The organism is Desulfatiferula olefinivorans (genome assembly GCF_054657895.1).
Genome location: NZ_BAAHXV010000006.1, coordinates 155,486 through 177,094 on the forward strand (window position 1 = coordinate 155,486; position 21,609 = coordinate 177,094).

Below are 21,609 nucleotides of genomic sequence, written 5' to 3' on the forward strand. Positions count from 1 at the left end.
ATATACATAAAATGAATGGGCATCGGCATAACCATTGAAAAAATCCGGCATCATATGACCGATACCCTTTAAATTCAGGCAACTGAAAAAACAATCGTTCCTGGTACGATGTTTGAAAAGACAGACGGGTTCCAGCCGACCCTCCGGCTTTACGTGAACATCATCCGCTCCCGGCAAAAATAACGCCGGGGGTTAACCGTGTGTAAGGAGTCAAGCCATGATCGATCCCATCGTGACAACACGCAGACCGCTTTTCGTCTATCATCCCCCTCTGGTCTTCGACCGGGACTATTGCCTCGCCGTCGCCCGGGCCGGGGGCCTGCCGGTCCTCGACACCGACGGGTTCACCGATTCGGACGTGCTCGCCCATCTGACCGCCCTTTGCGCTGAGACCATCCCCTTCGGCATCCGCCTCGCCGTCACGCGCACGGCGCTGATCCGGGAGATCGAGAAGCAAAAGATGCCCCATCTGGCGCTGATCGTGCTGTCCTACGATCATGCCGCCGACCTCGACGGGTTTCGTTTCGACCATCCCCCCTGCCGCTTTCTGCTCGAAGTGCTTCACATCGCGCTCTCAGACGCCATCAAACAACTGTCCCCCGACGGCCTGATCGTCCGGGGCTGCGAGGCCCCCGGCAAGGTTTCAGCCTATACCTCATTTATATTGATGCAGTGGTATCTGGAACACAGCACCCTGCCCCTTCTCGTCCACGGCGGCGTGGGCCGTTACACCGCCGCCGGGCTCCTCGCCGCCGGGGCCTCGGGCCTGGTGCTGGACAACCAGCTTTACCTCTGTGACGAGGCCCCCTTGTCTCCGTCCTTCAAAACCCTCCTGGCCGAAGTGACGGAAACCGACACGGCCCTCATCGGGGAAACGCTGGATATCAGGTACCGGTTTTTCGCCAAACTGGGCACCCGCATCGTGAAAACCCTCAAACAGAAGGAAAGCGAGCTGTTCGGCCTGCCCGATGCCGATGCCCGGCTGGCCCGGGAGATAAACGAGCATCTCTGTCCCCTTTCCGCATCGGTGGATGCGCCCCTCCAGAGCCTGTTCTACCTGGGCCAGGACGCCGCGTCGGCAAAATCCCTGACCCGCCGGTCCACCCGTCTTGAAGACGCCGTCGACACCCTGTTCGACACCGTCCGGGACCAGCTCGGGGCCGTGGATGCGCACGACCCCATGGTCGAGCATTCCCCCCTTGCCCGGGACCACGGCACCCGGTACCCGGTGATCCAGGGCCCCATGGCCAACATCAGCGACAACCCGGCCTTTGCCCGGGCCGTCTACGACCACGGCGGCCTGCCCTTCTTCGCCATGGGCAACCTGCCCGCCGACCTGTCGGAGACCATGCTTGCCGAAGGCTCAAAGACCGTACCCCGGTTCGGGGCCGGACTCATCGGCATCGAAACCTTCAACCGCACCATCGGAACGCATCTTGACCAGGTCAGAGTCCACAAGGTGCCCTTCGCGCTGTTCGCCGGCGGCATTCCCTCCCAGGTCCTGGAGCTGGAGGCGTCCGGCACGAAAACCTATCTGCACACCCCCAACATGATGATGCTGGACAACGCCGTCTCAAGCGGTTGCACCCGGTTCATCTTTGAAGGCACCGAAGCCGGGGGTCATGTGGGCAGCCTGACCAGCCTGGTGCTCTGGGAGGCTGCCATGGCGCGTCTTTCGGCTCAGGACGATCAGGCCCTTGCCGGCCAGACGCTGATTTTCGCAGGCGGGATTTCAACGGCCCACGCCTCGGCCTTTATCTCGGGCATGACGTCCGTCCTGGCCAAACGGGGCGCCCGGATCGGCATCCAGGTGGGCAGCGCCTACCTGTTCACCGACGACATCGTGGCCCTGGGCAGCATCGGGCCCCTGTATCAAAACGCCCTGACCCGCTCGCGGAAAACCATCCTGACCGGCAGTACCGTGGGACTGCCGTCCCGCACCGTGCCCACGCCCTTTGCCCGGAAACTGGTCGAACACGAACACGCACGCATCAAGGAGGGGCTTCCCCTGTCCGAGCGAAAAACCGTTTTCGAAGAGGAAAACTTAGGCTCCCTGCTGATCGGGGCCAAGGGGTTTCTGCCCGATTTTCAGGGGGAAAACGGCGGCAAACCCATCCGGTTCACCGAGGAACAGCAGTTCGAAAAAGGCAATTTCCTGGTGGGCGACAGCCTGGCCTTCCTCGACCCTGGCCTTTCCATCGAAACGGTTCACCGGCGGTTCTTCCATGAAAAACAGCTTTTGTTCAGCCGACTGAACCGCCTGGAAGCCTCAAGTTCCAAGGATCAGCGGATCAACGACGACGTGGCCGTGGTGGGCATGGGCTGCGTCTTGCCCGACGCCCCGAATCCCCAGGCGTTGTGGAACAACATTCTGTGCGACCGTTACAGCATCGGTGACATGCCCGGGGACAGGCTTGACCCGGCCTTGTACGTCGACACGGATCGTCAGGCCGAAGACAAAAGCTACACGAAGATCGCCGGACTGATCCGGGATTTCCGGTTCGACCACGAGGCTTTCGGCTACACCCCGGGCCAGGCCGCCAAAATGTCCCGAAGCCGGCAGATCCTTCTCACCGCCGCCATGCAGGCCGCGGCCGACGCCGGTTACCTGAACGAGGCCCGGACCCTCCGCCCAGAAAAGGCCGGGGCCACCGGCGTCATCGTGGCGTCCTGCCTGGGCAACGAGCGCAGCAACGATCTCAACCTCAAGGCATACTATCCCGAGGTCCGCGCCCATTTAGACAATCTGGCCTCCTGGCAGAGCCTGTCCGACGACCAGCAGGAAGAGGTCCTGTCCGCCCTCAAGCAGGGCATGGCCTACGGCGATCCCAGCCTGGACCCCGCCGACGGGGCCACCCTGCACATGGAGGCCCTGGGCATCGCCCGTCACCTTAACTGCCGGGGCACGGCCTATGTGGTCGACGCCGCATGCGCCACCTCCTTCGCGGCCCTGGACTGCGCCATCCGGGAACTGTTGACCGGCCGACACGACACCATGATCGTGGCCGGCAACAACACCAACCTGTCTCCGGAAGCCTTCATCGGGTTCGGGAAGATGGGGGCCCTGTCCGCCGAAGGATCCTGGCCCTTCGACCGCCGGGCCGACGGCTTCGTGCTCGGGGAGGGCTGCGCCGTGTTCGTACTCAAGCGCCTCAAGGACGCCGTCCGCCAGAACGACACCATCCACGCCGTGATCCGGGGCATCGGATCCAGTTCCGACGGCAAGGGCAAGGCCATCGCCGCGCCCAATCCAACGGGACAGCGTCTGGCTCTTGACCGCTGTTTCGAATACACCCGGGGCCGCTTCAAACCCTCGGACATTCACTACATCGAGGCCCACGGCACCTCCACCATCATGGGGGACCAGGCCGAAATCGAAACCCTGAAAACCGTTTACCGGAGCAATACCCCCATCGGCATCAGCTCCGTCAAATCCCAGATCGGGCACCTTCTGGGCGGGGCCGGTGCGGCAGGACTTCTCAAGGCGATTCTCGCGATCAAGCATCGGACCCTCCCCCCCAACGGGCGGTTTGAAACCGCCTCCCCCGATTGCGATCTGACGGGTTCCGCCCTTTACATCATCACATCACCCCGACCCTGGGAGCAAAAAGACGGTGAGACCCGCAAGGCCGCCGTGTCGTCCTACGGGTTCGGGGGGATCAATTACCATGTGGTGATCGAGGAGTACCTGCCCGCCGGCCCCGTCCTGCCCCGGACATTCTTTGACAGCGACCGGAACCCCGATGACCGCCGCATCGTCGTCACCGGTCTGGGCCGGGTGCTGCCCGACGGGACCGCCGTCCCCATGCCCGCCGACCGATTCTCCATGGATCATTACGCCGCCGAAACGGACAGCGTGTTCCGCCTTCCCCCCATCGACGCCGGTCTGGTCAATGATTTTTCCTTCAACAACGTCAAATACCGCATTCCGCCCATGGCGGCCCGGTCCATTGACCGGGCCCAGCTGTTCGCCCTGACGGCCGCCGGAGCGGCCATCGACCAGACCGGCAAAGACACGGTTCTTGCGCCGTCGAACCGCACCGCCGTGATTCTGAGCACCGTCCCGGGCAGACGCCACGCCGAAAACATCTTCCGGGTCCGGGCACCCTACCTGGCCCGGATCATCGAAACCCTGGTCGGCCTCGACGATACGGCCAAAACGGCCCTGGCCCGGGATCTGGTCCAAAGCATCCGCGCCCGCTACCCGAAAAACACCGAAGACACGGTGCCGGGCTTTTTGTCAAACATCGTGTCCGGACGCATCGCCAACGTGTTCGGCTGCAACGGCGCCAATTTCATCGTCGATGCCGGAGACGCCTCGTCGGCCGTAGCCGTGGACGCGGCGGCATCTGCCCTCGCCTGCGGCGACGCCGACGTGGTGATCACCGGCGGCGTGGACACCAACCTCTACCCCGCGATCATGTTCCATTACAAACGCCTGGGCCTTCTGGGGGAAAAGGGAAGACGGCCCCTCATGAGCGAAGGGGCCGTGGTCCTTGTGATGACCCGGCTCAGCACGGCCCGTGAAAAAAACCTCCCGATTCTGGGGGAATACCTGGGCGGAGCCTTTGCCGTCAATCATGCCGCCGGCGATGCCGCCCTCAGCCCCGACCCCGAGGGCTTCCGGTCGGTCCGCACCGCCGTGGACCTGGCCAGGACCCTTGCGGCCGGGGATGACGCCGGATATCGAAGCACCCTGCCCTGCCGGACCTCCGGCGGGCTGGAGGGACGCATCGCCCTGGCCGTTTCCCGCCAGACGGTCCAAAGCGAAAAAACGCCGGAAAAACGGGCCGAAGCCGGCCCGCGCCGTGTGGTGGCCCTGCTGTCCGGCCAGGGGGCTCAGTATCCGGGTATGATGAAAGACCTCTACGACACCGTTCCCGACATAAAGGCCCTGATGGACCGGGGCGAGGCCCTGTTCCGCGCGGCACGGGGACGGTCCCTCCTGGATCTGATGTTCGGCGACAGCCCCGAGCTGAATCTCACCGAAAACACCCAGCCTGCCGTGTTCCTGGCCACGGCGGCCCTCTACGACCACCTGAAGGGCCGGGGCTTTGCTCCCGACCACCTGATCGGTCACAGTGTGGGGGAATTTACGGCCCTTTACTGCGCGGGACTCCTTTCCTTCGATGACGCCATGGCCCTGATCCTCACCCGCTCGTCCCTGATGAAAGAGGCGGCGGACGCACTTCCCGGCAAGATCATGGTGGTCTTCGATTCGGCCCGGGCCACCCGGGACCTGATCCGGCAATCGGGCGCAGACGTGTTCATCGCCAACAAGAACAGTCTCAAACAGACCGCCGTGTCCGGACGGGCCGACGCCGTCGAGGCCTTCTGTGCCTATCTGTCCGAAAAAAACGTCACCCACACCGTGCTGGCCCTGTCCGGGGCCTTCCACACCCCCCTGTTCGCCGGGGCGGCGGAAAAACTCGGTGAAACCCTCCGGGGCCTTTCGTTCAACACCCAGGGGGCGGGCAGGATCATCGCCAACGTCAACGCCCGGCCCTACCCGGAAAATTCATCGGCCGTCATCGACCTTCTGGTCCGCCAGATCACCTCACCGGTGGAATTCATCGACTCGGTTAGGCAGGTTTACGGCGGCGGTAACACCCTGTTTGTGGAAATCGGACCCAACCGGCTGTTGGCCAATCTCCTGAAACACATGGATCTGGGGCCTGTAACCGAATACGCCGCCGTCAACGAAAAGAAGGGGCAAAAGGCCTCCTTCGCCCAGTTCACCGAAACACTCCAGACGCTCGCCCTCATCACCGACGCCCCGCCTCCGGTAAAACGAACCAACGCTGAAAACCGCGACTCATTTCACAAGGAAGAGACCATGCACACCGACGCCCGTGACGGGGACGATTTTTCCTCCTTTGTCCGAAACAACGAAGAACGACTGAAAAACGTGCTTTACGACGAGTACGTCAAGCACCGAAAACACCAGGCCATCGCCGCCTTCGAAAAATTCGACTTCAACCCGGGCCGCATCGTGGTGGCCGGGGTATCCGTGGGCCTGCCCGGCAAGGGCAAGGACGTGTTCGATCCGAAAAATTTCGACAAGCTGCTGTGCGGCACCAACTTCATCGAACCCCTGTCCTCAGACGACAAGGAGCAGATGGTCGACAAGCATGTGACCAAACTCCACAAGGCCCCGGACGGCAACGCCCGGTTCATGGAGATCACCGGCACCGACGACGTGATTCAGCTGGCCGGGCAACTGGGCTATTTCGACCTGGACGCCCAGTACGGCATCAAGAAGCAGTACGACACCACCATCGGCCTTTCCATGGCCGCCGGCATCGAGGCCTTGAAAGACGCAAACATTCCCCTTGCCATACAGCACAAAAAAACCTCCACCGGCACCCTGATCCCCGACGGCTGGGCCCTGCCCGAAGAGATGCAGGCCGGCACCGGCGTGATTTTATCGGCCCTCTGGCCCTATTCGGAAACCCTGATCCGGGAGATGACCCACTACTTTTACAACAAGTTCTATGTGAAGCCCTACGAGGAACTGGAGCAGATCTACTATCACCTGATGGAAAACCTGAAGGACGGTGCGGTCAAGGAGCAGATCACCGACTGGTTCTTTAAAATCAAAGAGCGCCGCAAGGTCTACGGGGACTATGCGCTGACCCGGGATTTCGCCCACAACATCACGCCTTTGGGCTCGGCCCATTTCGCCCAGTTCATACGGGCCAAGGGCCCCAACATCCAGATGAGCGGGGCCTGCGCCTCCACCACCCAGGCCATCGGCATCGCCGAGGACTGGATCAGGGCGGGCCGCTGCGAACGGGTCATCGTCATCGGCGGGGAAACCCCCACTTCCAAGGCCCAGGCGCCCTGGATCGGAGCGGGATTTTTGTCGTTGGGGGCCGCCTCGGTGAAAAAAAACGTGGAAGAAGCCGCCAAGCCCTTCGACGCCAAACGAAACGGCACCCTCCTGGGCAGCGGCGCCGTGTCCATGATCCTCGAGCGGGAGGAGACGGTTCGGCGTCGCGGCCTGCGGGGCCAGGCCGAACTTCTGGGCACCCACCTCGGCAACACGGCCTACCATGTGTACAACATCGACGTCAAAGGCATCTCCCGGGAAATGAACCGGTTCGTGTCCCGCATGGAAAAACGCCACAACCTTGACAAGAGCGACTACACGAAAAAGATGGTGTTCATGAGCCACGAAACCTTCACCCCGGCCCGGGGCGGCAGTGCCGATGCGGAAATCACGGCCCTGAAAAGCACCTACCCGGACCATTACCGGGACATCCTGATTTCGAACACCAAGGGCTACACCGGACACACCCTGGGAGCGGCCCTGGAAGATGCGGTGCTGGTCAAGGTGCTCCAGACCGGCACCGCGCCCCCCATCGCCAACCTGACGGATATCTCTGACGATTTCAAGGACCTCAGGCTGTGCACCCGGACCAGCCACGGCGATTTCGAATACGGTCTGCACATCGCCGCCGGATTCGGCTCCCACCTGGCCTTCGCCTTTTTCAAACGCATCGAGGAAGAAAAAACGGACAACAATCCCCATTACCAGGCCTGGCTCCAGGCCGTGACCGGGAGCGAACGGCCGAAACTCATTGAAGTCAACCACACCCTTTTGGCCGAAGCCGGAGGCGCGAAAATCACCCTGACCCGGGGGCTGGTCGTCGACGACATTCCGGTTCACAACGCGGAGCTTCCCGTCAGAGAATCAGCGCCCACACCCCAGGCACCGGCCCCCGAGCCGGTCCGGACCGCCTCAGCCCCTCCCGAACCGCCAAAGGTCGTCACACCGCCCGCACCTTCGGCCCTTAGCCTGATTGACCAAATAAAAGCGGTCATCGCCGAGCAGACCGGTTACACCCTGGACATGTTGGAAACCGATCTCGACCTTGAGGCCGATCTGGGCATCGACACCGTCAAACAGGTGGAAATCTTCGGCAAAATCTCGGCGGCCTATAATCTTGCGGTGCCCGAAAATTTAAAGCTCCGGGATCTGAACACCATCGCCAAACTGGCCGCCTATCTGGACGGCAAGGTGACCCCGGCCCTTTCCGCCGCCCCGGCTCCGGCCACAATTCCGGTCGTTCCGACGGCTCCGGCACCGGCTGCGCCTTCGGGAGGCCCCTCGCTCATCGACGCGATAAGACGGGTTATCGCCGAGCAGACCGGCTATGACGTGGACATGCTCGAGGCGGATCTCGATCTTGAAGCCGATCTGGGCATCGACACCGTCAAGCAGGTGGAAATCTTCGGCAAAATTTCGGCGGCCTACGATCTTGCGGTGCCCGAAAATTTGAAGCTCCGGGATCTGAACACCATCGCCAGACTGGCCGCCTATCTGGACGGCAAGGTGCCCCCGGCCCTTTCCGCCGCCCCGGCTCCGGCCGCAGTTCCGGTCGTTCCGGCGGCTCCGGCACCGGCTGCGCCTTCGGAAGGTCCCTCGCTCATCGACGAGATAAGGCGGGTTATCGCCGAGCAGACCGGCTATGAGACAGACATGCTGGAAGCGGATCTCGATCTTGAAGCCGATCTGGGCATCGATACCGTCAAACAGGTCGAAATCTTCGGTAAAATCTCGGCGGCCTACGATCTTGCGGTGCCCGAAAATTTAAAGCTCCGGGATCTGAACACCATCGCAAGACTGGCCGCCTATCTGGACGGCAAGGTGGCCCCGGCCGTTTCACCCGCCCCGGCTGCGGCCGCAATTCCGGTCGTTACGGCGGCACCGGCTGCGCCTTCGGGAGGCCCCTCGCTCATCGACGAGATAAGACGGGTCATCGCCGAGCAGACCGGCTATGAGACGGACATGCTGGAGGCGGATCTCGATCTTGAAGCCGATCTGGGCATCGACACCGTCAAGCAGGTCGAAATCTTCGGCAAAATCTCAGCGGCCTACGATCTTGCGGTGCCCGAAAATTTAAAGCTCCGGGATCTGAACACCATCGCCAGGCTGGCCGCCTATCTGGACGATAAAATCACGGTGACCGCCCCGCCTGTTCCAAAAGAATCCCCGGCCCCCGTCCGACCGGAAATGACGACCCAGACCGCCGCATCTGACGCACCGATCAAGCGCCTGACCATGTCCGTCCGGCGGGACAGCCGGATGACGGCCCCCCTTAACATTTTCCGGGGCCGGACCCTTCTGCTGACCCGGGACAGCCACGGGTTCGCCGACCGCCTGGCCCAGGCCGTCACGGACAAGGGCGGCCGGGTCCTGACGTTGGGTCGGCAGCCGGGATGCGACATCCGGGCTGATTTGACCGATCCTTTGGCCGCCGCAGCGGCCCTCGAGGCCTCGGGCCGGATCGACGAAATCCAGGGCCTGATCCACCTGGCTCCCCTGGACGATTACCTGGGCAGCCCCCGGGCCTTTGATTTCCTGTCCCGCAAACCGGAATTCAAACACACGGTGTCCGTGGCCCTGTCCAGCTTCTTCATGCTGATCAAAACGCTGAAAGACCGGCTTGACCAGCCCGGCGGCCTGATCGCGGCCCTGTCCTTCAATTCCGTGGTTTTTCCCTACGAGGAGGGGTTCACCGGCGCCATGCATCCGGCCTTTGCCGGTATGGCGGGCCTCTTGAAAACCGTCAATCGGGAATATACCCATGCCCGGGTCCGCCTGATCGACATCGCCGAAACCCGGCCGAAACAACATCTGAAAACCGCCATCGACACCTTCGTGGCCGACCTCTGCTCCGATGACCTCCGCGTGGAAAAGGGATTCCGAAACGGCGAGGCCTTTGTGCCGGTGCTTTCCGAAACACCCCTGGTCCGGGAGGCCTCCCCGATCCGTTCCGGCGACACCCTTCTTGTCACCGGCGGGGCCATGGGCATCACCTTCGAAATGATCAAGGCCCTTTGCGAACAAACGAAGGTGCATCTGATCATTCTGGGCCGCAGCCCCATCCACGATCTTGCCCCCTCCTTCCTGATGCCCGGTGTGACCCCCGCGACAATCATGGCCCAGGTCAAGGCCCGGATGACGGGAGCCAAACCCCTTGAGATCAAGAAAGAAACGGACCGCATTGTTCGCACCCGGGACGCCGTGGTCAACCTCCGGAAACTCGAAGGTCTGGCCCTGTCGGTCCGCTACGAAAGCGTGGACGTAAGCGACGGCAAGGCCCTGGCCCAGGTGCTGAAAAAACACAAAACCATCGACGGAATCATCCACGCGGCGGGTATCGAGGAAAGCCGGTTCATCGACAAGAAAGATCTGGCCTCGTTTACCCGGGTCACCGGCGTCAAGATCCTGGGGCTTCACAACCTGATCCGGGCCATGGCCGGTCGGTCCTACCGGTCCCTGATCACCTTTTCCTCGGTGACGGCACGGTTCGGGAACGAGGGCCAGGCCGACTACACCGCCGCCAACGACATGATCGGCAAAATGGTGATGAAGGAAAAACAGGCCCATCCCGACCGCCGCTACAAGGTCTACGCCTGGACCGCCTGGAGCGGGGCGGGCATGGCCGAGAACGAGACCGTAAAAACCGTGCTCACCTCACGGGGCGTCACCTTTCTGCCCCTGGCCGACGGGATCAGGTTCTTCCTTTCGGACCTTGAAAATGCGACGGACACCGAGGTGGTGATCAGCGGCCTGGACCGGGCCATGGATGTGGACGGCCTGCTCACGGCATCGGCTGGGACCGCCCTCTCGACGGCAACCCCCTTCCTGGACCGGGAGACCGCCCGAGACGGGAACCGGGCCACCTTTCACCGGACCCTCTCCCTTACCCGGGATCTGTTTCTTCTGGATCACAGCATGGAGGGCACCCCGATTTTTCTCGGTGCCACGGGCATTGAAACCATGGCCGAGGCCGCCTTCCGACTCCACGGCTCCGGCGCCTTGGCCCAGGTCCGGGACTTTGCCATTCCCTACGGCATCAAGATCCTCAAGGGCCGCCCCAAGGACATCATCGTCAGCGCCGAAAAACAGGGAGATGCCGACTACGCCTGCACCATCACCTCGGTGTTCAAAAATCCCAAAGGCCTGGTAATGGGCGAGCCGACCCTCCATTACCAGGGTAGGTTCACCTTCGATCGGGCCGTTACGCCTGCGCCGCGTATCACCTGGCCTACGCTGTCCCCTGTCAGCTTCGAGGGGCCGGCCGAAACCCTGATCTACAACCCCCGACGGCTGTTCATGGAGGATCTGTTCAAGACCCTGAAAGACGTGGTGTCCTTTGACGGCGAGGTGCTGATCACCTCGTTTTGCGAAACCGGCGACAAACCCTTTTTCAGCGATCTCCCCCGCCCCGCCTTCCTCACGGATCTGGTGGCGGTGGATGCCCTGTTCCAGACCGGCGGCCTGTTGGAATTCTTCACCACCAGCACCCTGGTGCTGCCCTACAAAATCGGTACGCTGACCATCTTCGACCGAACCGTCCGGGGCGAAACCTACCGCTGCCTGACCCGTAAAACCGAAGGCGGACCGGAGACCAACACCTACCAGCTGGACCTGGCCCGCCCGGACGGCACCGTCCTCATCCGGATCGAAGACTTCCAGATGGTCAAACTCGGCACCCTCGACGAGGAAGACCGCATCGCCGACCGCATCCGGATCACGGAACCCGAGGGCGCCTGATCCCCGCCCTGCAGGGCCTGTGTTACTGCGCAGGTGTTTTTCAAAAAAAATGGCCCCCGGCGATTTTGCCGGGGGCCATTTTTTTGAAAAGGTTCCCAAACATATTGAGACAACGGGTCTTTATGGACTTAAATCACGGCATACGCTCATCGGCTCCGATGTCAAAGCCGGAGCCCCGGGGGCGGCTGTTCCCATCGATGTCATCGGTCACATCGGCCAGGGTCTCTCCGGCATCGACCACCGTGGGCACAGGTGAGGCCAGATGAAGATCGCCTGCAGCGGTATCGACGAACCAGGCGCTTTCGGCATCCGTCACATTGCGCCGCACCGAGGCCTCACCGTCGTTTCGCGCTGTGACGGCTTTGTTGGTCAGGTTGTTGACCATGATGTTGTCCACGGCATCGGCAAAACGGTATTCAACGGCGTTCGGATAACCATGATCAAAAAAAACGGTGTTGTTGTAAACCCGGACGTCCCGGGACGATTCCAGGCCGATGCCCACATCGCTGTTCAGTCCCTGGTCATCGGCATAAATCATGTTGTTCCGGATCATGCCCCCAAAACAAGGACTTGTTCCAAGCCCCAGACCGATGCCCCGGTCGCAGTTGATCACGATGTTTTTTTCGATCAGGGGATCTTCCGAACGGTTCCAGAAATGGACGGCATGTTCGGCAACGCGGCCCGGTTCGGGGCTTCGAATGTTGCGGAACGTATTGTTCCTGACCGTCCAGTTTCTCCCCCGATGGACATCGATGCCGCCGATGTAGTACTGGGGTCCGAAATCGTCGGTGTATTCGAACAGCGAGCATTCCACCACACCGTTGTCAGATCCGGTATTGTTACCCGTCGACCCTTTGAGCATCTGCTCTCCGGTATTGAAGAATCTCACATTATGAACCCGGAGACGGCTCGCCCCATGCTCACCCTGGACCTGAATCCCGTGATTGGCCACCTCGCCCAACGAAAGGTCGGCAATGGTCACCCGCGATCCCCGGATCAGAAACACATGGGGCAGGTTGGACGTCATGCCCGGCCCCTGGAGGATCACCCCGTCCCTGTTGCCGGACAGGCTCCGAATGAGCACATCGTTTGCCTGGATAACAAGGATGCCGCCGACCATATACTGTCCGTCTTCGATCAGAATGGTTCGGCTCCCGCCGCTGCTGTTCGCCTGGGCCACGGCAGCGATAAGTCCGGCAGACGAGGACACGGTCACCGCCTCACCGTCCACCCGATCCAGCGGGTCACAATCACAGGCCGACGGCACCGGGGTTGACGGATCACGCCCGGTCCCCGCTCCACCGTTTCCTCCGGTACAGGCCGAGACGGCCAGAATCACCGCCACAAGTGCCATCCGACATATCCTGTCGGTCTTATGAATAAGTGCCAAACCACATCCCTCCCTTTTTAGATATTCTGACTGCCCTGCCGGCTGATATGGATCGATTAACCGTTTCCGTCCCACCGAATCAAATCGCCATCAGACAAAAAACCCCCATCAGGCAGGCCTGATGGGGGCAGGATAACAAACACGCGACAGGTTCATGTCAGGCCGGTCCGTCGGGGCCGCCCGGCCGGACGCATCAGTGGCGAACCGGTGAATACTCCGGCACAATGGCTTTCAATTTTTCAATGATCCGGTCCGTGTCCTGTTCTTCGGCCAACGCGGCCAGCTTACCGATATTACCGTTCAGGATCTGAAGATTCTGGACCTCGCCCCGCAGCACCATGATTTTTTTGTGCTCCGTGGGGACAATACCTTCACCCTCGGTGATCAGCTCTTCGTACAACTTTTCGCCGGGCCTCAGCCCCACATAATCGATCCGGATATCCTTGCCCGGCTCCAGACCGGAAAGCCGGATCAGGTCCCGTGCGATGTGATCAATCTTGATGGGTTCGCCCATGTCCAGAATGAAAATTTCACCGCCCTCACCCATGGCCCCGGCCTGAAGAATAAGCTGGGCCGCTTCGGGGATCGTCATAAAATAACGGGTCACCTCCGGATGCGTGACCGTTACCGGCCCCCCGCGCTCAATCTGCCGTTTGAAGAGCGGCAACACACTGCCGGCACTGCCCACCACATTACCAAAACGGACAATCATGAATTTGGTCCGGCACTTCTTGAAGGCCTCCTGATTCTGAATGAGAATTTCCGCAATGCGTTTGGTGGCGCCCATCACATTGGTGGGCCGAACCGCCTTGTCCGTGGACACGAACACAAACCGATCGATCTCAAATTTGGTGGCGCACTCGGACAGATTGAACGTGCCGATCACATTGTTGCGCACGGCTTTCCAGGCGTGGGCTTCGAGCATCGGCACATGCTTGTAGGCCGCCGCATGATAGACGATCTCCGGCTTGTACATGGAAAAGGTCCGTTCCAGCTGATTCATGTTCTGGATGTCCGCAAGAATGGGAACGACTCCCACACCGGTGAAACGGTTTCTCAATTCCAGATCAATCTCATAAAGCGGGCTTTCAGCCCGCTCATAAAGAAGAATCCGCTTGGGCTTGAAACGGCAGATCTGTCGACAAAGCTCGGACCCTATGGACCCTCCGGCCCCGGTCACCATCACCACCCGGCCCTTGATGGAATCGCCGATCGTGCCCTCATCGAGCTTGATATCCTTGCGTCCCAAAAGATCCGTATAGGCCACCTCCCGAATGGAGTTGACCGAAATCTGCCCGTTGATCATCTCATCCATGGTGGGCAACGTCTTGAAAACGATCCCGGCGGCCTTGCACTGGCGGACAATCTCCCGCATCTGCTCGGAGGTGGCCGAGGGGATGGCGATCAGCGCCTCCTCGGCACTGGTTTTTTCAACGGCGGCCTTGATATCCCGAACAGCGCCAAGCACCTTGACCCCATGGATCAGCTTGCCGATCTTGACCGGATGATCGTCGAGGAATCCCACCACCGCATAACGCCTGGGTTCCACCGCATCCCTGATCAGCCGGAAAATCTTCTCCCCCATGGCCCCGGCGCCGATAATCAAAAGCCTGCGGGGACGGGGGGCATCCGCGGGGAGTTCAGGGCCGGCAAGTTTCACAAAAAACCCGCTGTAATGCTCGAAAAAGATCCTGACCGAGAGCCGTATGCCGGCCACCGCCAGAATGGTGAAGCACAGATCATTGACAAACACCGACCGCGAAAATCCCTGGAACCGGTTGTAGATCAGAAGTCCTCCCACAATCACACAACTGCTGATCACCGCGGCCTTCACGATATTCATCACATCCTGAATACTGGTAAACCGCCACATGCCCCGATACAGATTGCACACATAAAAAATCCCGATCTTGATCAGGACGACAAGCGGCAGGGTTTTGAGCATCAAAGCGGCCTGACCGGAACTGACCTTGAAATCAAACCGGGCCAAATGGGCCAGATAATAGGAAAAACCCAACACCAGCGCATCGAGAAACAAAATAATAACAAGGTTGCGGTATATTCGGATGTGTTTCATAGACAATTCAAGCCAAGCCGAAATGTTTCAAACAGTGACAGAAAATGACAGTCGAAGGTATGGGCGTGCAAACATCGTGGAGCCAACGTCCAAAAAGATTTAATCATATTAATGAAGTTACAGGGAATAATCAAGACAAAAATATCACCACCTCACGAGCAACAGGACCATCGACTGCAGCCCCTTAACCACTGCGTTTCCATAGACCCTCAAGAGATTCATTGTGCCATAAACGGGGGGGCTATAGACGCGGGACTTAAAACGAATCCCGTCGAATGTCGTGAGCGATGCCTTGGCACGGCCTGCCTCCCTCCGCGTCTTTTCGTCTTCTACTGAACGGCGTTGATTGGCCACGAGATCTGGAGCACGAACAGAAGGCTCGTGTGCACGCGGATAGGATTTGCATTGACAAACAACCATTTTGGCACCATAATGAAACCATTCTTACATAAGGAGGGTAATATGCCATCAATTACCGTAAAAAACATACCCCAAGAATTATATGATAAATTGAAAACGACAGCCGTTTTGAATCACAGGAGTCTCAATAATGAGATGATTCATTGTCTTGAATCTGTTTTAATGCCTCGACGATTAACCGTTGCCGATAAATTGTTACGGGCCAAAAGAATACGAACTCAATTGAGTGAGGACCTGTTTGATCCCGATGAAATCAAAAAAGCCATCGAAGAAGGCCGAGCATGATCATCGTCGATACCAATATAATTGCATATTTGTATTTACCCACACGTTATACACCGGACGCCGAAAAATTGCTTATTCAGGAACCCGTCTGGGGAGCACCCTACCTCTGGAGAAGTGAGCTCAGAAATGTTATTGCCCTTTATCTTCGAAAAAAAATAGTTCCATTTGATCAAGCAATTCAAATTCAGGCTGAGGCCGAGTTGTTAATGGCGGAAAATGAATTTGAGGTTAAATCCTCAGACATTCTCTCACTTGTTAAAAATAGCACTTGCTCTGCCTACGAATGCGAATTTGTGGCTTTAGCAATTAATTTTAAATCGACCCTTGTAACAACAGATAAGAAAATCCTTTCCGAATTTCCATCAACGGCAAAATCTCTCCAACAATTTCTGAAGAAACCCTAAAAACGGTCTGGCGGAATACCATTCCGACCTTCTGTACTAGGTCAGATCCGGCAAAGGTCATTCCATCAACGAAACACTGAAAACCGCCGCGACCCTTGCCGATATAACCGGCCTTTCAATCCACAAATGTCGCAGATTTAAAACGATAAACCACCCAGAACAATCTGTGCTAATCCGTGTAATCTGTGGACAACCAAACATATCTTCGAGCCAAAACGAAAAAACGCGGCAAAGCCGCGTTTTTGTTATTGGGGGTCTCTCACGGAGGCGCGGAGACACAGATGGATGTGAATGGTGCAGTTCACGGGTTGTGATGGGCTTTTATTAATTTCATCCGGAGGCGAACGGAAAACAGGGCGAAACACAAAAAACATGCTGAAAGAAAGGACAAAACGAAAACAGACGCGGAGTGGCGCATCATCACCGCGATACCGATAACCAGCTGAACAGCCCCATAGCCAAGCGAAACCTTCCAGTGATCGATGCCGTGTTCATTGGCAAAAAGTTGATACACATGTCTGCGATGGGCCTGTTGTGTCAGTGAATCGCCAGACACTTTACCATATTCATTTTAAAACCGTTCGAATCGTCGTGCAGATGTATTCCAGTTCTGTTTCAGTCAGGGATGGATAGACAGGCAAACTTACGCAACCATTCCACATCCGTTCGGCGTTGGGGTAATCCGTCGGATTCAAATGATAGTGGTCACGGTAGTAGGACATCCGATGCAGGGGTTTGTAATGCACGGACGTTCCGATTCCACGGTCGGCCATGAGTTCGATGAAACGGTTTCTCGAAACAGGAGCCTTTTCGTTCAACACTATATGATAGAGATGCCAGGCATGATCTTCCATGGAGCCGTGCACCAGAGGAAGATCGATACACGCCAAGTCTTTGAGCCGTTCATTGTAATAACGGGCACATTTTTCCCGCCCACGACGGAACTCATCGGCCCGTTCGAGCTGGGCCAGGCCGATGGCCGCAGCCACATCGGGCATATTGTACTTGAAACCCGGCGCCACCACATCGTACTCCCAGGAGACTTTGTTCGACGTGAACCGGTCCCAGACGTCCCGATTGATTCCATGCAGCCGCATAGTTTTCACGCGTGAGGCAATGGCGTCGTCATTGGTGGTGAGCATTCCGCCCTCACCTGTGGTAATCGTTTTGTTTGCGTAAAAGCTGAAGCAGGCCACATCGCCAAATTCACCGACCATCTTTCCATTGCACCTGGTTGGGAAAGAATGGGCGGCGTCCTCGACAACCCGGACCCCGTGACGTTTGCAGATATCAAGGAGCCCCGAAGAACCCGAAGTCGCCAGCGGTGCCGCCTGGCCTCCATAATGAACCGGAATGAACACCCTGGCATCAGGATGTTTTTCGAGGGTTTCTTCCAGAATAGCCTGATTGACAAGGCATGAGCCGTATTCCACATCGGTAAAAACGGGATCTGCACCCATGTACCGAACGACTTCGGCCGTCGCCGTGAACGTCATGGTGGGAACGATAACCTTATCCCCCGGCCCCACCCCTAAGGCTTCCAAAGCGAGATGAAGGGCTGCCGTACATGAATTCACCGCGTAAGCATGGCGAACGTTGACCTTTTCGGCAAATTCTTTTTCAAATTTCTGTGCTTTTCCTGCTGTCGTCAGCCATCCGCATTCAAGGACCTCACGAACATATTCAAGCTCGTTGCCATCGCATATGACTTTCGAGAAAGGGATCGTTACCATGAATGAAACGTACTCCTGAAATAGAATGCATACCTGATATTCACTGAACGGCCCATCCGTTAGTGCATGGAAAGTCGTCTCGGAAAAAGAACGGATAAAATCGTTTTCATAATCAGTCCCACATCACCCCAAAAAGTCCGTGTTCGGACATATTCTTCGTATAAATCGAGTTTGTCGGGTAATATATGGTCACGATAAAACGTTTCAGGATCTTCCGCCTTTGACAGAAGGTCCTCCTCATTGCGATAATAAATGGATGCGGGATCGGTGATGCCGGGTTTCACGGTCAGCACCCACGCCCAGCGTTCAGGATAGACGTCTACCCATTTTCGAACTTCAGGGCGAGGACCGACAATTGACATATCACCTTTTAAAACATTAATAAGCTGCGGAAGTTCATCGAGCTTCGTTTTTCTAATGAAAGCCCCTAATTTCGTCACCCTCGAATTATCGCCAGGCTCAAAACTACCATCTTCAGCATTATTTTTAATCGACATTGACCTAAATTTATACAGTTTAAACATTAAACAATTTTTTCCGACTCTATATTGACGAAAAAAAACAGGGCCATTGTCTGAAATCCTAATTAAAAAAGACAAGATCATGAGTATAGGTAAAAAAAGCATTAAAATTACTATCGATAAAAAAAAATCAATAAATCGCGACATAATTATTCCAAATAACGAATACGTTCTTGAGTATCAAAAATGATAGAGTTCACTATTTCGATCTCATTATCATCCAGAACCTTTTCGCCAAATCCAACAAATTTAGGGGTTATTGTTTCCTTCGCTCTTTTTAAAACTTTGTGCCCATCGGATATCTGAATAAAATCAAGAATATGTTTAATATATTTTTCAGGGTCGTAAGCCATATTATCATATGGAATGTTAATATAATGTTTTTCTTTTTCAAGATTTCCCAATTCATCACAACAATGTTCAACACACTTTTTCCACTGAATAGCGCACACCTCGATTAATGACTTCTCTCTTACATCTTTGTCAATCCCAGCATACCGAGGCCCCCACGACGATACATGGTCATGCATCAATAAAAGCTTTTTCCCATAGTTTAACGTGTAATCAAGCAAATAAGGCCACGCCATCATAAAAGGAAATTCCTTGACTTTTCGGATTCTGTCCTTGTTGGACTGGATGTCCTCAGAAACAGCCGAAGCCTGCCAGCAACGCCTTGAATCAGCAGCAACATCCAAACCATTCCGATATAAATGGATAATTTTACAATCTGGAAAAACGCTGCGTACTAAAGGGATACGCAAACTATTGGAAACGCTTTTTTCTAACAACCTGTTTTTATTTTCTAACAGACAAATCTTGTTAAAAAAGGATCTGATTTTCTCTCTTTGTTTATTATCTATTGAATTGGGACTAACTTCGTCATGCTTAACATAATAATTTCCATATTTCCAAATGTAATTAGCATCATAATGACAACTCGCAATATCAACGCTAGCGTCCAGAATATATCTCAACATCTTTGTACCAGACCTAGCTGCTGATATAATTACTATAGGCTTAGCACTCATCCTATTACTCCTCCAAATTGTTCCCAATTTATGATAGAAATTTCTCCCATATGTCCATTACGATACTAATACCAATCTTTTGTTATTCATCGGCGTGCTTTAATATTTTTTGCAAAACCTTTAACCGCGTAAAGAGAAAAATAGTATAAGGTTTGTATCATAGAAAGTTTCTCATAGTCTCTATATACATTCCAAACCTGTTTAGCTGATGCAATCTTATTGCTAGATATTGAATTGGAACGAACTCGATACTGCGCAAAAACGCGATCGATACCTTTTGCTGGTCCGTGTTCCTTTAAAATTCTTAGCCACAATACGAGCGGTTGCCGGGAGGGCAATGAAGGCATATGTAAATTATCTATTTTTTCCCTATTAATCATTACTGTTAAGCAACCGATAATAGTATTGCCTAATAAATAATTATAACTAACTTCATTTGGAGCATTAATAGTCTTTCCAAGTGGTTTACCGTTGGCATTGATAAGTTCATAAGAAGTAAATGAAAATAGAGTTTTTGTCTTTTCCATAAATTCAAACTGATAGGAAAGTTTTTTTGGAAACCATACGTCATCACTATCCAGGTATGCGATATATTTCCCCAAAGCTTTATCGACACCCCGATTTCTTGAAGGTCCAGGTCCTTGATTTGTTTCGTTTTGAATAAGCCGAATACGTTGATCTTGTTCACACCAACCCTTTAATATTGACAAGGTATTGTCTGTAGAGCAATCGTCAACAACCAACATCTCCCAGTCAGAAAAATCTTGATTTACCACGGACAGAACAGTTTCATTGATATATTTTTCACAATTAAATACAGGTGTAATGATAGATATCTTCGGTATATTGCTGTTTTTAACAAGTTTCATTTTACAATGGCCTTAAAGTCTTTTTGATAATTTATATTGGAGCTTTGCATGGCTCCCCGTAATTTCTTTGTAATCTTTTTATTTTTAATTCTTTGGCAGATGATAGAACCATAGCGATCGATAAATATAAAGGGTACTTTGGCAAAGCTTCAATAGTTAAAGAATTCATGAATATTACTGTCATGGCAAAGATAAAAAAAGGGATTGCTGTTTGACAATAGTTGCGTCTCATCTCACGTATTCCAATTATCAGTGGATACAAATAGATTATCATAAATGCAAAAATACCCAAAAGGCCTGTCTGAGCGAGAGTACTCATAACAGTGTTATGCATTACCCTTTGTTTTGGGTTTAGTTTTAGGAATGTACCTGGCCCTGTTCCATAAACAGGACTACTTTTAAAGTACTCAAAACCCGTTATCATATACTCCAACCTGTGTTTATCAGAGCCCGTTAACTTACCTCCGGTTATAATCTGATATCGTTTTGTTGCGTATTCACCGAAATAATGCGTTTTCAAGAAAAATATAGATAATATTACTATGACTATCAGAACTAAATATTTGATATTAAGCTTTAGGATAGAAAACAAAATAAAAGTCAGAGCCATCGAAAAAATCGTTCCCCGACTTGATGTGAGTATGAGGATGACAACTTGAAACAAAAACAACATTAAATAACATAATCTTCGGAAATCCAAATAGTTGTGCCGACTCCTCGTAAAACATAAAAAAGAGATGATTATAGGTAAAACCAAATAGTGAGACAATTCATTTCTATTATAGTTCAGAAGGCCGATGTCAAGGTCAAAGGCGATCCCTTCTGTAAAAAAAATTCCGAGAAAACTCAACATACAACCTGATATTAATATAATAATTTGATACTTTTTCTGATATTGCCATGTCAAAACGACTGATGAAACCAGTGCAATTTTTGCAACAACTGATAAGGTTGTTATCGGATTCGCAAGCTTAATATTGAACAGGTAAGACACAAAAAAAATTATTGGCAAAATACTTAAAACAACAAAACTAACAGGCATTTTCAGCCTGTAAATCATTAATAAAAAAAAGACTCCCATATTAATTAAAAGAAAAAAGTCACTAACTGTTATTTCAGATGACAATATATGGATTCTAAAAAATCTTGATAATGGTAACGCTAATATGCAAATGCTTATCAGAATAAATTGTAGGTTACTTATTGAGATATTTTTTCGTAGTTGCTCATTCATAATTTTCCAACGTTTGTAAATAGACGGTTCAAAAAACAACTACTTTGCATTAGTTGAAATTCAAATACGACTAATTAAT

General features: G+C 54.7%; 10 protein-coding genes. 3 read left to right on the top strand and 7 right to left on the bottom strand.

From position 1 onward, the window contains the following. Positions 1 to 217 precede the first annotated feature (217 nt). A complete protein-coding gene (locus tag ACYQ11_RS07010) occupies positions 218 to 11,569 on the top strand; it encodes an SDR family NAD(P)-dependent oxidoreductase (protein WP_459923048.1) in 11,352 nt (3,783 codons plus the stop codon). Positions 11,570 to 11,702: 133 nt separating this feature from the next. Here ACYQ11_RS07010 and ACYQ11_RS07015 read toward each other — a convergent pair whose 3' ends face one another. Both ACYQ11_RS07015 and ACYQ11_RS07020 read right to left on the bottom strand, forming a co-directional pair. After that, positions 11,703 to 12,923, bottom strand: a complete 1,221-nt coding sequence (locus tag ACYQ11_RS07015; protein ID WP_459923049.1) for a right-handed parallel beta-helix repeat-containing protein — start codon at positions 12,921 to 12,923, stop codon at positions 11,703 to 11,705. Between the two features lie 229 nt (positions 12,924 to 13,152). Next, a complete protein-coding gene (locus ACYQ11_RS07020; RefSeq protein ID WP_459923050.1) occupies positions 13,153 to 15,036 on the bottom strand; it encodes a polysaccharide biosynthesis protein in 1,884 nt (627 codons plus the stop codon). A 462-nt stretch (positions 15,037 to 15,498) separates the two neighbouring features. On the opposite strand from ACYQ11_RS07020, the gene ACYQ11_RS07025 reads away from it, so the two are divergent. Together ACYQ11_RS07025 and ACYQ11_RS07030 are read left to right on the top strand one after the other, a co-directional pair. Then, the gene (locus ACYQ11_RS07025) at positions 15,499 to 15,741 is read left to right on the top strand and encodes a FitA-like ribbon-helix-helix domain-containing protein (protein WP_459923051.1); all 243 of its coding nucleotides are present in this window, start codon (positions 15,499 to 15,501) and stop codon (positions 15,739 to 15,741) included. Then, positions 15,738 to 16,145: a type II toxin-antitoxin system VapC family toxin gene (locus ACYQ11_RS07030; RefSeq protein WP_459923052.1), complete on the top strand. Its 408-nt coding sequence runs from the start codon at positions 15,738 to 15,740 to the stop codon at positions 16,143 to 16,145. The genes ACYQ11_RS07025 and ACYQ11_RS07030 overlap by 4 nt, the downstream gene beginning before the upstream one ends. Positions 16,146 to 16,711: 566 nt before the next feature. Here ACYQ11_RS07030 and ACYQ11_RS07035 read toward each other — a convergent pair. The 5 genes from ACYQ11_RS07035 to ACYQ11_RS07055 all read right to left on the bottom strand — a co-directional run bounded on the left by ACYQ11_RS07035 (position 16,712) and on the right by ACYQ11_RS07055 (position 21,530). Then, the gene (locus tag ACYQ11_RS07035; protein ID WP_459923053.1) at positions 16,712 to 17,878 is read right to left on the bottom strand and encodes a DegT/DnrJ/EryC1/StrS family aminotransferase; all 1,167 of its coding nucleotides are present in this window, start codon (positions 17,876 to 17,878) and stop codon (positions 16,712 to 16,714) included. A 59-nt stretch (positions 17,879 to 17,937) separates the two neighbouring features. Further along, positions 17,938 to 18,546 carry a sugar transferase gene (locus ACYQ11_RS07040; protein WP_459923054.1) on the bottom strand — a complete coding sequence of 203 codons (609 nt, stop codon included), beginning with the start codon at positions 18,544 to 18,546 and terminating at the stop codon, positions 17,938 to 17,940. A 2-nt stretch (positions 18,547 to 18,548) separates the two neighbouring features. Further along, positions 18,549 to 19,427 carry a sulfotransferase gene (locus tag ACYQ11_RS07045; RefSeq protein ID WP_459923055.1) on the bottom strand — a complete coding sequence of 293 codons (879 nt, stop codon included), beginning with the start codon at positions 19,425 to 19,427 and terminating at the stop codon, positions 18,549 to 18,551. 86 nt (positions 19,428 to 19,513) lie between these two features. Then, positions 19,514 to 20,296 carry a glycosyltransferase family 2 protein gene (locus ACYQ11_RS07050; RefSeq protein WP_459923056.1) on the bottom strand — a complete coding sequence of 261 codons (783 nt, stop codon included), beginning with the start codon at positions 20,294 to 20,296 and terminating at the stop codon, positions 19,514 to 19,516. A 31-nt stretch (positions 20,297 to 20,327) separates the two neighbouring features. After that, positions 20,328 to 21,530 (bottom strand): O-antigen ligase family protein, encoded by a 1,203-nt coding sequence (locus ACYQ11_RS07055; RefSeq protein ID WP_459923057.1) that lies wholly within the window; start codon positions 21,528 to 21,530, stop codon positions 20,328 to 20,330. Between the last annotated feature and the right edge of the window lie 79 nt (positions 21,531 to 21,609).